Source organism: Streptomyces sp. NBC_01283 (genome assembly GCF_041435335.1).
GTDB lineage: Bacteria > Actinomycetota > Actinomycetes > Streptomycetales > Streptomycetaceae > Streptomyces.
Window position 1 is genome coordinate 6468834 of sequence record NZ_CP108430.1, and the last position, 12938, is coordinate 6481771.

At 71.6% G+C, this 12938-nt stretch carries 11 protein-coding genes; 7 read left to right on the forward strand and 4 right to left on the reverse strand.

Annotation, left to right across the window (positions count from 1 at the left end; all coding sequences use genetic code 11):
* The first annotated feature begins 12 nt into the window (after positions 1–12).
* Positions 13–282: a hypothetical protein gene (locus tag OG302_RS29265; RefSeq protein WP_371529506.1), complete on the forward strand. Its 270-nt coding sequence runs from the start codon at positions 13–15 to the stop codon at positions 280–282.
* On the opposite strand, the gene OG302_RS29270 is transcribed toward OG302_RS29265, so the two are convergent.
* Positions 272–1075 (reverse strand): site-2 protease family protein, encoded by an 804-nt coding sequence (locus tag OG302_RS29270; protein WP_371529508.1) that lies wholly within the window; start codon positions 1073–1075, stop codon positions 272–274. The genes OG302_RS29265 and OG302_RS29270 overlap by 11 nt on opposite strands.
* 107 nt (positions 1076–1182) lie before the next feature.
* Between OG302_RS29270 and OG302_RS29275 the strand changes: the two genes are divergently transcribed.
* On the forward strand, positions 1183–1548 hold the full coding sequence (locus OG302_RS29275) for a DUF6578 domain-containing protein (RefSeq protein WP_371529509.1): 366 nt from the start codon (positions 1183–1185) through the stop codon (positions 1546–1548).
* A gap of 166 nt (positions 1549–1714) precedes the next feature.
* Positions 1715–5038, forward strand: coding sequence for a BTAD domain-containing putative transcriptional regulator (locus OG302_RS29280; RefSeq protein ID WP_371529510.1), 3324 nt, complete (start codon positions 1715–1717; stop codon positions 5036–5038).
* A gap of 11 nt (positions 5039–5049) precedes the next feature.
* Here the strand turns inward: OG302_RS29280 and OG302_RS29285 are convergent, their stop codons facing one another.
* From OG302_RS29285 to panB, 3 genes are all read right to left on the reverse strand, one after another.
* A complete protein-coding gene (locus OG302_RS29285; RefSeq protein ID WP_371529511.1) occupies positions 5050–5877 on the reverse strand; it encodes an ABC transporter permease in 828 nt (275 codons plus the stop codon).
* Positions 5874–6893, reverse strand: coding sequence for an ATP-binding cassette domain-containing protein (locus OG302_RS29290; protein WP_371529512.1), 1020 nt, complete (start codon positions 6891–6893; stop codon positions 5874–5876). Before OG302_RS29290 ends, OG302_RS29285 begins: the two co-directional genes overlap by 4 nt.
* 192 nt (positions 6894–7085) lie before the next feature.
* Entirely contained in the window at positions 7086–7976 is an 891-nt protein-coding gene (gene panB, locus OG302_RS29295) for a 3-methyl-2-oxobutanoate hydroxymethyltransferase (protein ID WP_371529513.1), read from the reverse strand.
* A gap of 156 nt (positions 7977–8132) precedes the next feature.
* Here panB and OG302_RS29300 point away from each other — a divergent pair, with 156 nt between their 5' ends.
* The 4 genes from OG302_RS29300 (at position 8133) to OG302_RS29315 (ending at position 12931) form a co-directional block, all read left to right on the forward strand.
* Positions 8133–9725 carry an MFS transporter gene (locus OG302_RS29300; RefSeq protein ID WP_371529514.1) on the forward strand — a complete coding sequence of 531 codons (1593 nt, stop codon included), beginning with the start codon at positions 8133–8135 and terminating at the stop codon, positions 9723–9725.
* Positions 9726–9781: 56 nt separating this feature from the next.
* Positions 9782–10381, forward strand: a complete 600-nt coding sequence (locus OG302_RS29305) for a TetR/AcrR family transcriptional regulator (protein WP_371529515.1) — start codon at positions 9782–9784, stop codon at positions 10379–10381.
* 174 nt (positions 10382–10555) lie between these two features.
* Positions 10556–11578 carry an endonuclease/exonuclease/phosphatase family protein gene (locus OG302_RS29310; RefSeq protein ID WP_371529516.1) on the forward strand — a complete coding sequence of 341 codons (1023 nt, stop codon included), beginning with the start codon at positions 10556–10558 and terminating at the stop codon, positions 11576–11578.
* A gap of 138 nt (positions 11579–11716) precedes the next feature.
* Positions 11717–12931, forward strand: a complete 1215-nt coding sequence (locus OG302_RS29315) for an MFS transporter (protein WP_371750268.1) — start codon at positions 11717–11719, stop codon at positions 12929–12931.
* Positions 12932–12938: the final 7 nt, after the last annotated feature.

Sequence of the window (12938 nt, forward strand, 5' to 3'; positions counted from 1 at the left end):
GACGTAGCGGGCATGGGGGACACTGGTTGCGGACGCCGCATCGCGCGGCGGCCCGCCACCCCACGGACCGACCCCCGACAGGAGCCGACCCCCATGCCCCGCCTCGCTCTCTACGCCCTCGCGGTCTGCGCCCTCGCCGTCGCGGCGGCCGTGGTCTCCTTCGTCCAGGGCTACTGGATCGGCGTGATCTGGGTGCTGCTCGCCGGACTCTCGTCGAACATGGCGTGGTACTACCTGCGCCGCGCGAAGGCCGAGCGCAACGCCCGCGCCGCTACGAGTTGAGCGTGCAGGACTGGCTCGGGTCGCCGTCCCAGAAGCGGTAGAAGTCCTGGCCGCAGTAGGTCTCCAGGTCGCCCACGCCGAGCCCTCGCAGGATCGCGTCGATCGCGTCGAAGAAGGCGCCGTTCACCTCGGGGATCCACAGGATGCCGAAGACGGCGATCAGACCGAACGGCGCGAACGGCTCCACCTGGCGGCGGATCTTGTACGAGAGCCAGGGCTCGATGACGCCGTACCCGTCCAGGCCCGGGATGGGCAGCGAGTTCAGGATCGCGGCCGTCACCTGGAGCAGCGCGAGGAAGGCGAGCGCGAAGCGGAAGGTGTCCGGCACGCCGGAGAGCGAGTCCAGCCAGAAGGGCGCGGTGCAGACGACCGCGAAGAGCACGTTCGTCAGCGGGCCCGCCGCCGAGATCAGGCTGTGCTTCCACTTGCCCCGGATGCGGCCCCGCTCGATGAAGACGGCACCGCCGGGCAGGCCGATGCCACCCATGATCACGAAGAGCACCGGAAGCACGATGCTGAGCAGCGCGTGCGTGTACTTCAGCGGGTTGAGGGTCAGATAGCCCTTCGCGCCGACGGAGATGTCACCGCTGTGCAGGGCGGTGCGGGCGTGCGCGTACTCGTGCAGACAGAGCGAGACGATCCAGGCCGCCGTCACGAAGAGAAAGACCGCGAGCCCGGGATTGTCCGCGAACCCGGTCCATGCGGCCCAGCCGGAGACCGCGGTGACGGCGGCGATCCCGAGGAAGACGGGGCTGATCCGCCGGTCGCTGCTTCGGGTGGGAGCGGTGGTCATGGTGCGGGGCTCCTGGAGGTGGCGGGCCGGTTGTCGTACGGGAACGTACCCCGGCGTACGGCTAAAACGTCTCGCACTCGGCGGGGAGTTCCGGGGAGGGTGGGGGCATGACGCTGTGGGACGTGATGTACGACGACTGGCAGATGGAGTGCTGCGGGACGCCGTTCTCCGTGGGGGACGAGGTGGCGTGGCAGCTGGAGGGCGGTCCTGACCTCTACTCCGTGGAGCGGCACGGCGAGGAGGCACCGGACACGGTGGGCCGGGTCCGGTCGATCCGGATGGTGACCCGGGGCTTCGCCCGCGCGGCCGGCACGAACACGTTCGAACCCGTACCGGGCGAGGAGTGGCTCCGCTCCGTGGAGGCATGCCCGAAGTGGTTCACGGACCCGGTGGAGGGGAGCCGGGAGCAGGGATACTTCCGGCGGGAGGTAGGGGTACTGGTCGTCCTCGACGTACGGGAAGAGGCCGAGTGACCAGCGGCGTGAGGGCCCGCCCCGATCGCTCCGGGCCGCAGGGCAGCGCCCGCGCCGAGCGCGCCCCCGGCCTGCGGGCGACCCCCGACATCACGTAGCAGTCGGCCCGTGACGGGCCCACGTGCGGTGCGGCGCCCTGCATCGCCCCTCATCCTGACCGGAGACAATGGACCCCGTGCGCTACCGCATTCTCGGCACCACCCAGGCATTCCATGCCGACGGCACCCCTGTCGCCGTCGGCGGTTCAAGGCTGCGCGCTCTGCTGACGGTCCTCGCCCTGCGCGTCCCGCGGGCCGTTCCGGCGGCCGTGCTCGTCGACGAGGTGTGGGGCGGGGATCCGCCCGCCGACGCGACCGGTGCGCTGCAGGCCCTGGTGGGCCGGCTGCGGCGGGCGGTCGGCGCCGGGGCGATCGCCTCCGGCGACGGCGGCTACCAGCTGTGCGCCGATCCCGACCACGTCGACCTGCACCGCTTCGACCGCCTCGCGGCCGAGGGGACGGACGCCCTCGCCGACGGTGACGCGGCCAAGGCGGCGGCGATCCTGGACGACGCCCTGGCCCTCTGGCAGGGCCCTCCGCTCGCCGACCTCCCGGACCGCACGGCGGACGCGGCCCGCTGGGAGTCCCGCCGCCTGGAGGTCCGCCGCGCCAGGCTGGCCGCCGCGCTCGCCCTGGGCCGGGCCGAGCAGGTCCTTCCCGAGCTCGCCGCCCTGTGCGACGGCCACCCCCTCGACGAGCCGCTCCAGGCCCTGCGGCTGCGGGCCCTGCGTGACGCGGGCCGCCCGGCGCAGGCCCTCGCCGCGTACGACGGAGTGCGCCGCCTCATCGCGGACCGCATCGGCGCCGACCCCGGCCCCGAACTCCGCGCCCTGCACCAGGAGTTGCTGCACGCCGACGAGCCGCAGCCGCCCCCTGCCCGGACCCGGCCGCCCCGGAGACCGCAGGGCAACCTGCGGGCCAGGCTCACGTCGTTCGTCGGCCGGGAGGGCGACATCGAGGCCATCCGGGGCGACCTGGCACGGGCCCGCCTGGTCACGCTGCTCGGGCCCGGCGGCTCCGGGAAGACACGGCTCTCGCAGGAGGCCGCCGAAGCCCACGCCGACGGCGTGCCCGACGGCGTATGGCTGGCCGAACTCGCCCCGGTCGACGACCCGGACGCGGTACCGGAGGCGGTCCTCACCGCGCTCGGCGCCCGCGAGACGGTCCTGCGCGGAGCGGGCGCCGAAGAGCTGCGTGCCGTCTCGGAGTGGCACGACGACGACCCCGTCGTCCGCCTCACCGAGCACTGCGCACCGCGCCGCATGCTCCTGATCCTCGACAACTGCGAGCACGTCATCGACGCCGCTGCCCGCCTCGCGGACCGGCTGCTCGCGCACTGCCCCGGCCTGACGGTCCTCGCCACCAGCCGTGAACCCCTCGGCGTACCGGGGGAGTTGCTGCACCCCGTGGAGCCCCTGCCGGAGCCGATCGCACTGCGTCTGCTCGCGGACCGCGGTGCGGCGGCCCGGCCCGGCTTCCGCATCGAGGACGACCGGCCGGCGGCGGCCGAGATCTGCCGACGCCTCGACGGCCTGCCGCTGGCCATCGAACTGGCCGCGGCCCGCCTGCGCATGCTCACCCCCCGGCAGATCGCCGACCGCCTCGACGACCGCTTCCGCCTCCTGACGAACGGCGCCCGCACGGTCCTGCCCCGCCAGCAGACCCTGCGCGCGGTGGTCGACTGGTCCTGGGACCTCCTGGACGCCCCCGAACGCACCGTGCTCCGCCGCCTCTCCGTCTTCGCGGGCGGCTGCGACCTGGCCGCCGCGGAAACGGTGTGCGGGGCCGCGGCCGGGCTCCGGCCGCGGGACGTCGCCGACGTGCTCGGCTCCCTCGTCGACAAGTCCCTTGCCGTCGCCGCCCCTTCGCCGCAAGGCGTCATGCGCTACCGGCTGCTCGAAACCGTCGGTGAGTACGCGGGGGAGCGGCTCGACGAGGACGGTGACCGCGAGGCCGCCGAACGGGCCCACCTGGTGTACTTCCGTGAGCTGGCCCGGCTGACCGAACCGCGCCTGCGGGGCGGAGGCCAGCGGGATGCCGTCGAACGCTTCGAGGTCGAGTACGAGAATCTGCGCACCGCCCTGCGGCACGCCGTCGCCGCCAGGGAGGAGCAGGAAGCGCTCTGCCTGGTCCTCTCGCTGTCCTGGTACTGGACGATCCGTGATCTGCGCATCGAGATCCGCAACTGGTCCCGCGAGGTCATCGCCCTCGGCCCGGACCCCTTCGTGCGTCCCGTCACGCCGGTGGAACCGCTCTACGAACGCTGCACGGACAACCCGCCGCCCATGCGCCCCGAGGTGCTCCAGGAGGCACGGCGAGGTGTTCACCTCATCCAGCTCTCCTGCATGGACATGAACCTGGACTCCTGGCAGACACCGGAGGCCCTGGAGAAACTCGCGGGCATCCGGGAGGCGTACCGGCCGGGGCTTCCGCAGACCTGCTGGTCGCCGGGCAGCCTGTGGTTCTTCGCGGTCCTGCTCGACGGTGACATCGACCGGATGCACCGCATCATCGACGCGACCATCGACACCTGCCGCGAGCGGGGGTACGACTGGGAGCTCGCCGCGTCCTTGCAGCAGCGCGCCAACGTCCTCGCCAACCGGGCCGACCGGGCGGGCGACGCCCGCCGTGACGCCGACGAGTCCCTGGAGATCTTCGACCGGCTCGGCGACGTGTGGGGCATGGCCGAGGCGCTGTCCTCGCGCGGCGAGGCCCATGAGCGGCGCGGCCGGTTCGCCCTGGCCGCCGAGGACTTCGAGGCCGCCATCGGGCACGCGGAGCGGCTCGGCGCCCCCGCGCAGGTGAGCGTGCTCACGGCCCGGCTCGGGGCGGTGCTCACCGAGGCGGGCGAAATGGAGCGGGGCGAGGAACTGCTCTGGTCGGTCCTCGACCATGACGGCAAGGCCGCCGCGAACTCCAGCGAGTCCCTGCCCGCGGCCCGCTTCTTCCTCGTCGACCTGCTCACCCGCACCGGCCGCACCGCCCAGGCGCGGCAGCAACTCCAGCTGCTCCGGGAGGAGTTCAAGGCCGCCGAGTTCGTCATCTTCGAGGGTTTCATGCTGGGCGCCGAGGCCTGGATCCACACCGTGGACGGCCGGCATGCCGAGGGTCTCGCCGCGGCGCGCGCCGCGCTCGACAAGTCCCGCGACCCGCTCAGCAAGATGATGGCTCCGCAGATGACCTCCGTCCATCTCGCCACCGCCGCCCGCGCCCTGGCCGCCCTCGACGGCGGCCGGTGCGCCCACGACGCGGTGCGGCTGCTCGCGGTCGCGGCCCATGAGCTGCCGCCCGGTCACTTCGCGCCCGCCGCGGAGCGCGAAATCGTCACGGCCGCCGTGGAGTCGGCCCGCGGGGCACTGGGTGACACCGCGTACGAGGCCGCGTACGCGGAAGGCGGCAGCCTCTCCGTGGAGGAGGCCGCCGCCCTCTGCGACAGGTACATCACCGGCTAGCGCGTACGCACTCAGTTCTTCGTGCGGAACTTGTGGATCGCGATCGGCGCCATCACCAGCGTGAGCGCCACCGACCAGCCGACCGTCACCCAGACGTCGTGGGCGACCGGGCCGCCCACCATCAGGCCGCGCGCGGAGTCCGCGAGCGAGGACAGCGGGTTGTAGTCGGTGAAGCCCTGCAGCCAGCCCGGCATCGACTGGGTCGGCGCGAAGATCGACGAGCCGAACTGCAGCGGCATCAGGACCAGGAAGCCCATCGCCTGCACGGACTGGGCGCTCTTCATCGTGACGCCGAGGACCAGGAAGATCCACATGATCGACGTGCCGAAGAGCGCGGAGAGGCCCACGGCGGCGAACAGCCCGGCCCAGTTCGTGATGTCGAAGCCCACCAGGACACCGACGATCATCATGATCGTCGTCGCGATGAGCAGCCGCATCAGCTCCACCACGACCTTGGCGAAGAGGACCGAGCCCTGGCCGATCGGCAGGGTGCGGAAACGGTCCATGATGCCGTTCTGGAAGTCCTGGTTGAAGCCGGTGCCGACGGCCATGGCGATGTTCATGCTCATCATCGCCATCATGCCGGGCACCACGTACTGCACGTACTGGTCCTGACCGCCGCCGAGCGCCTGGCCGATGGAGCCGCCGAAGACGTACACGAACAGGAGCGTGAAGACGATCGGCATCAGGACCGCGTCGAACATCGACTCGGGGTCCTGGCGGATCCAGAGCAGATTGCGGCGGACCAGGGCGCTGGTGTGGCGCACGTGGTCGCGCAGCCCGATACGGGCGTCGGCCTCTCCCTGGTGGAGGGGCGGCGTGAGAGTGGCGGTGCTCATACGGCAACCTCCTCGAGTTCGGGGCGGACGTCCTGCGGGGCGCTGGCCTTGTGTCCGGTGATGGAGAGGAACACCTCGTCCAGGCTGGGCAGTTCGGTGGCGATCGAGCCGATCGTGATGCCGCGCGCGGTGACCGCGCCGACCACGGCGGTGAGCTGCTCGTCGCTGAGGATCGGCACCAGGACCGTGCCGGACTCGGCGTCCACGGTGGAGGTGGCGAGGCCGGTGAGGCCCATGTCGTCGAGCGCGCCGGCCAGCGGGCGCAGCTCCAGCGGGTCGGCCGGGCGGATGCGCAGGGTGCGGCCGCCGACCTTCGCCTTCAGCTCGTCGATGCCGCCGTTGGCGATGACCTTGCCGCGGTCGATGACGGTCAGCTCGGAGGCGAGCTGCTCGGCCTCCTCCATGTACTGGGTGGTGAGCAGCACGGTGACGCCGTCGCCGACCATGCGCTTGACCTCGGCCCACACCTCGTTGCGGGTGCGGGGGTCGAGGCCGGTGGTCGGCTCGTCCAGGTAGAGGACGGACGGGCTGCCGATCATCGACGCCGCGAGGTCGAGGCGCCGGCGCATGCCGCCGGAGTACGTCTTGGAGGGGCGGCTCGCCGCCTCGGTGAGCGAGAACCGCTCCAGGAGAGCGTCGGCCTTCGCCCGCGACTCCTTGCGGGAGAGGTCGAGGAGCCGCCCGATCATGTACAGGTTCTCGCGGCCCGAGAGCTTCTCGTCGACGGCCGCGTACTGACCGGTGAGGCCTATGACCCGGCGGAGCTGGCGGGGCTGCTTCACGACGTCGTACCCGGCCACGAAGGCCGAGCCCGAGTCCGGGACGACGAGGGTGGAGAGGCAGCGGACGAGGGTGGTCTTGCCCGCGCCGTTCGGACCGAGCACGCCGAGGACGGTGCCTTCGCGTACGTCGAGGTCCACGCCGTCCAGTGCTTTGGTCTCGCCGTAGTGCTTGACCAGTCCCCTCACGGTGACGGCGCTTCCTGCGCCGCCGGGGGTGTTGTCGATTCGCGTCATGCCGCAAGAGTGGCAGCAGCCACCGACAAACCACCGACAGGCCGCCTACACCCGGTCGGTGGCAGGCGGACAGCCCGTCGACGGGGGAAGATCGACGGGCTGCCGGTGGTGCCGCTATGGCTCATGTGCCGGGCGCGCGGCGCGCTCCCGGGGGTACGGGTGGTACGGGTGGTACGGGCGGACCTGGTGGCCCTAGTGGACCGAGTGCTCCGCGGCGGGAAACGCCCCGCCCACCACGTCCTCCGCGAACGCCTTGGCCGCGCCGCTCATCACGCCCCGCAGATCCGCGTACTGCTTCACGAAGCGCGGCATCTTGCCGCCGGTGAGGCCGAGCATGTCGGTCCAGACGAGGACCTGGGCGTCGCACGCCGCTCCCGCGCCGATCCCGACCGTCGGGATGTGCAGGGAGCGGGTGACCTCGGCCGCGAGCTCCGCCGGGACCAGTTCGAGGACCACCGCGAACGCGCCCGCGTCCTGCGCGGCCTTCGCGTCGCTCAGCAGACGGTGCGCCGCCTCGTCGCCGCGGCCCTGGACGCGGTAGCCCATGGTGTTCACGGACTGCGGAGTGAGGCCGAGGTGGGACATGACGGGGATGCCGGAGGAGACGATCAGCTCGGTCTGGGGGAGCGAGCGTTCGCCGCCCTCCAGCTTCACCGCGCCGACACCGGCCTCCTTCACCAGGCGCGTCGCCGAGCGAAGGGCCTGGACCGGGCCTTCCTGGTACGAGCCGAAGGGCAGGTCACCGACGATCAGGGCGCGCGACGTGCCCCGTACGACGGCCGCGGACAGCATGGTCATCTCGTCGAGGGTGACCGGCACGGTCGTCTCGTACCCGAGGTGGCAGTTGCCCGCCGAGTCGCCGACCAGCATCACGGGGATGCCCGCCTCGTCGAAGACGGACGCGGTCATCGCGTCGTACGCGGTGAGCATGGGCCACTTCTCGCCCCGCTCCTTGGCGGCGGTGATGTCCCGCACGGTGATGCGGCGGGAGCTCTTGCCTCCGTACAGCGCCTTGCTGCTGTCGGTGGACTGGCTCGCGGCGGGACTCGCAGGCTGGTTCTGGGCAGCCGGAAGTTGCGTCATCGCAACGGCTCCTTCTGTTATCTCGAGGCGCCCTGACGGCGTCCCCGGATCACCTCCATGGTGGCATCGCGTGCCGCCCGGCGGCTAGTGGACCCTTCGGTAAAGTCTTTACAATACGAGACGGTCTCGTATCGAAATGGGCCTAGGGTGGGAGCCATGACTACTCCAGCCGTCACCACCCCACGCATACCGGAAGCCGTTCACCGGCGCCGGTGGGCGATCCTCGGCGTCCTGATGCTGAGCCTGCTGATCGTGGTGCTCGACAACTCGATCCTGAACGTCGCCATCAAGACGATCTCGACCCCGGAGCCCACGGGTCTCGGCGCCACCCAGAGTGACCTGGAGTGGGCCATCAACTCCTACACACTGGTCTTCGCCGGGCTCCTCTTCACGGCAGGGCTGCTCGGTGACCGGCTCGGCCGCAAGAAGGTGCTGCTCGCGGGCCTCGCCGTCTTCGGCATCGGCTCCGCGCTCGCCGCCGAATCCGGCTCCCCGGTCCAGCTCATCCTGTTCCGCGCGGTGATGGGTCTCGGCGCGGCCTTCGTGATGCCCGCCACCCTCGCCGTCCTGATGAACGTCTTCGAGCGCGACGAGCAGCCCAAGGCCATCGGCATCTGGGCCGGCGGCGTCGGCCTCGCCATCGCGATCGGGCCCATCACCGGCGGCGTGCTCCTCGACCACTTCTGGTGGGGCTCGGTCTTCCTGGTGAACGTGCCGATCGTGATCGTCGCCATCGGGCTGATGATCTGGCTCGTGCCCGAGTCGCGCGACCCGAAGCCGGGCCGGATCGACCTGGTGGGCGTGGGCCTGTCCATCGTCGGCCTCGTCCTGCTCGTCTACGGCATCATCAAGGGCGGCCAGCTCGCCGACTTCACCGACCCGGCCGTTCTCGCGACCATCGTCGCGGGCCTCGCCGTACTCGTCGGCTTCGTGCTGTACGAGAAGCGCAGCGACCACCCGTCCATCGACATCTCGTACTTCAAGAACCGCGTCTTCTCGGCGGCGATCAGCTCCCTCGCGCTCGTCTTCTTCGCGCTGATGGGCGTGACGTTCTTCGCGGTCTTCTACACCCAGAGCGTCCGCGGCTACTCGCCGCTGCAGACCGGCCTGCTGATGCTGCCGCTCGCCGCGGCCCAGCTCATCTTCGCGCCGCGCGCCCGCCTCGTCGTGGACCGCTTCGGCGTCCGCGCCGTGTGTGCGGGCGGGCTGCTGCTCCTGGCCGCGATGCTCGCCGCCTTCACGATCCTGGAGGCCGACACCCCGATCTGGATCCTGGAGGTCATGTTCTTCCTGATGGGCGCCGGGATGGCGCACATCATGACTCCCGCCAGCGTCGTCATCATGCAGGCGCTGCCCCGCGAGAAGGCGGGCTCCGCCTCCGCCCTGAGCAACACCTTCCGCCAGGTCGGCGGCGCCCTGGGCATCGCGGTGCTCGGCTCCGTGCTCTCCGCGGCCTACCGCAGCGGCGTCGAGGACAAGCTCACGCTGCTGCCCGCCGACATCCGGCACACCGCGGGAGAGTCCATCGAGGCCACCCTCGGTGTCGCCGCCAAGCTCGGCCCGCGCGGCGAACCCCTGGTCACCGCCGCCCACGACTCCTTCCTGCACGCCATGCACATCACGGCGCTCTGCGGTGCGGGCGTCGCCCTGATCGGCGTCGTGGTCGTCGCCCTGTTCCTGCCGGGCCGCACACCCCAGGAGCCCGAGGCCCAGAAGCCGGAGGCCGACCCGGTGGGCGCGGGGCGCTGACCAGGACAGGGAGAATCGGCCCGGCAGAGCGCCGGACGAGGAGAGACGGAGTTGACGTGGGCCACATCGCCAAAGGCGTCCGGGGGCGCCCCCGCAGTGAGGCCGTGGAGCGGTCGATCGTCGAGGGCGTCCTGAAGCTGATCGAGGACGGTGTGCCCCTCGCCGACCTCTCCATCGAACGGATCGCCCGCACGGCGGGTGTCGGCAAGGCCACCATCTACCGTCGCTGGAGCGGCAAGGAGGAACTCTTCGTCGACATCCTGCGCGGCATCGACGACCCGCAGCCCGTGCTGGCCGGGGACTCGATGCGCGGCGACATCATCGTCTGCCTGGAACATCTGCGCAGGCGCGGCGTGAACATGCGCTCCTCCGCGCTCCTGCACAACGTGTTCGCGCAGATGAAGAGCCTGCCGAAGCTGTGGGAGGCCTACCACGCGACCGTCGTCGAACCCCAGCGCCGCGTCATGCGCGAGGTGCTGCGCCGCGGCATGGAGAACGGCGAACTCCGCGACGACATCGACATCGTGCTCGCCAACGACCTCTTCGTCGGCCCCATGCTCGTACGCACCGTGCTGCGCTCCGACGACCCGCTCGACGAGGACCTCGCCGAGCGGATCGTCGACTCCGTGCTCGCGGGGCTGCGGCCCACGGGGTGAATGTGCGCGTTTCGTCACAGCGGCCCCGTTGTGCGGCGAGATGCGGAACCTGCCGCCCCGCGCCGCTCGTCCTCGTCCCGTACGGCCGTCACGGACGGCGGGGAGGACACCCGATCATCGCCTAGGGTTTCAGGGGCGAGGACGGTTGCACGGCAGCAGTGAGGCGACGAGCGTATGGCGCAGGCGTATGTGACGGAGACGGGCAGCGGCGGCTCGGAACCCGGCCGCCAGGGGGCTCGGTTCCGGCGCCTGGTCGACGGGTGGCGGAACGACCGGGGCATCTGGCGGCGTGGGCTCGTCACCGCCGGGTTCGCGGTGCTGCTCGCCCTGGTGATGCTCTTCCACGCCCAGATCCCGAACGGCGTCGGCAACCTCGGCAGCCTCATCGAGACGTTCCTGCCCTGGCTCGGCTTCCTCGTCCCGGTGCTGCTCGTCATCGGCTTCGTCCGCAAGTCCGCCACCGCGCTGATCGCCGTGCTGCTTCCGGGGATCATCTGGGTGAGCTCCTTCGGCGGCCTGATCACCGACAAGTCCGGTGCGGGCGGCGACCTGACGGTCGCCACGCACAACGTGAACGCGGAGAACGCCGACCCGTCGGGCACCGCCCGTGACGTCGCCGCGTCCGGCGCCGACGTCGTGGCCCTGGAGGAGCTCACCGCGGACGCCGTCCCGACGTACGAGAAGGCCCTGGCCGGCACGTACAAGTACCACTCGGTGCAGGGCACGGTCGGCCTGTGGAGCAAGTACCCGCTGACCGGCACCAAGCCCGTCGACATCAAGCTGGGCTGGACGCGCGCGATGCGGACGACGGTCGCGAGCCCCAAGGGCGAGGTCGCCGTCTACGTGGCCCACCTGCCGTCGGTGCGGGTCAAGCTGGACGCGGGCTTCACCGCCAACCAGCGTGACGCGAGCGCGGACGCTCTGGGCGAGGCGATCGCCGACGAGCCGACCTCCAAGGTCGTGCTGCTCGGCGACCTGAACGGCACGATGAACGACCGGGCCCTGAACGCGGTCACCTCGCAGATGCGGTCCACGCAGGGCGCGGCGGGCGACGGCTTCGGCTTCAGCTGGCCCGCGTCGTTCCCGATGGCGCGGATCGACCAGATCATGGTCAAGGGCGTCGAGCCGCTGTCGTCGTGGACGCTGCCGGAGACGGGCAGCGACCACCTGCCGATCGCGGCCCGCCTGGAGCTCTAGGGCCCTAGCCCCGGGTCCCTCCTGCCACGTGCTGCACATGCGTTCTTAACCTCGCGGAATACTGGGCCCGAGAGGGTTTGTTCCGTACGTAAACTTACGGAACACCAGTCCCTCATGCGCTCCCCCGGAAGGTTCTTCATGCCCCTGGCCCTGCTCGCCCTAGCCGTGGGCGCCTTCGGCATCGGTACGACCGAGTTCGTGATGATGGGCCTGCTGCCCAACGTCGCGGACGACCTGGACATATCCATCCCCACCGCCGGGCACCTCGTCTCGGCGTACGCCCTGGGTGTCGTCATCGGCGCCCCGCTGCTCGCCGCGGTCACCGCGCGCATGCCGCGCCGCCGGGTCCTCATCGGCCTCATGGTGCTCTTCGTCGCGGGCAACGCGCTGTCGGCGGCGGCCCCCGACTACCACTGGCTGATGGCCGCCCGCTTCCTGAGCGGCCTTCCGCACGGCGCGTTCTTCGGCGTCGGCGCGGTCGTCGCCACCGGCCTGGTGGCCCCCGAGCGCAAGGCACGCTCGGTCTCGCTCATGTTCCTCGGCCTGACCGTCGCCAACATCGTGGGCGTGCCCGTGGCCACGGCGATGGGGCAGCAGCTCGGCTGGCGCGCGACATTCCTCGCGGTCAGCGCGATCGGCCTCGCGGCGATCGCCTCGCTGGCGCTCCTCGTCCCCGCCGACCACGGCCACGGCGAGAGCGGCGGCCTGCGCGGGGAACTCCGGGCGCTCGGCAGCGTCCCGGTCTGGCTCGCGCTCGGCACGACCGTGGCGGGCTTCGGCGCGCTGTTCTCCGCCTACAGCTATGTGACCCCGATGCTGACCGACGCCGCGGGCTACGCGGAATCCAGCGTCACGCTGCTCCTGGCACTCTTCGGCGTCGGTGCCACGGCGGGCAACCTGCTCGGCGGCCGGCTCGCCGACCACTCCCTGCGGGGCACGCTCTTCGGCGGGCTCACGGCGCTGGTCGTGGTCCTCGCCCTGTTCCCGGTCCTGATGGGTACGGCGTGGAGCGCGGCGCTCGCGGTGACGCTGCTCGGCATGGCGGCGTTCACGACGGGGTCGCCCCTGCAGCTCATGGTGATGGAGAAGGCGTCGGCGGCCCCGTCCCTGGCCTCCTCCGCCAACCAGGCCGCGTTCAACCTCGCCAACGCGGGCGGCGCCTGGATCGGCGGCCTCGCGCTCGCCGCGGGCTTCGGGGTCACCTCCCCGGCGCTGACGGGCGCGGCGCTCGCCGTGCTGGGCCTCGGGGTGGCCGGGGTGGCGTACCTGGTGGACCTGCGGTCGCCCTCGGTCGGCAGTGAGCGGCTCGTGGCTTCGGGGGAGCCGTTGCGGGAGTCGTCCCACGCCGGGTGATTCCGGT

Excerpts from the sequence above, each read along its gene's own strand:
- OG302_RS29265 (WP_371529506.1), top strand. The coding sequence starts at position 13 with ATGGGGGACACTGGTTGCGGACGCCGCATCGCGCGGCGGCCCGCCACC.
- OG302_RS29270 (WP_371529508.1), bottom strand. The coding sequence starts at position 1,075 with ATGACCACCGCTCCCACCCGAAGCAGCGACCGGCGGATCAGCCCCGTC.
- OG302_RS29275 (WP_371529509.1), top strand. The coding sequence starts at position 1,183 with ATGACGCTGTGGGACGTGATGTACGACGACTGGCAGATGGAGTGCTGC.
- OG302_RS29280 (WP_371529510.1), top strand. The coding sequence starts at position 1,715 with ATGGACCCCGTGCGCTACCGCATTCTCGGCACCACCCAGGCATTCCAT.
- OG302_RS29285 (WP_371529511.1), bottom strand. The coding sequence starts at position 5,877 with ATGAGCACCGCCACTCTCACGCCGCCCCTCCACCAGGGAGAGGCCGAC.
- OG302_RS29290 (WP_371529512.1), bottom strand. The coding sequence starts at position 6,893 with ATGACGCGAATCGACAACACCCCCGGCGGCGCAGGAAGCGCCGTCACC.
- panB (WP_371529513.1), bottom strand. The coding sequence starts at position 7,976 with ATGACGCAACTTCCGGCTGCCCAGAACCAGCCTGCGAGTCCCGCCGCG.
- OG302_RS29300 (WP_371529514.1), top strand. The coding sequence starts at position 8,133 with ATGACTACTCCAGCCGTCACCACCCCACGCATACCGGAAGCCGTTCAC.
- OG302_RS29310 (WP_371529516.1), top strand. The coding sequence starts at position 10,556 with ATGGCGCAGGCGTATGTGACGGAGACGGGCAGCGGCGGCTCGGAACCC.
- OG302_RS29315 (WP_371750268.1), top strand. The coding sequence starts at position 11,717 with ATGCCCCTGGCCCTGCTCGCCCTAGCCGTGGGCGCCTTCGGCATCGGT.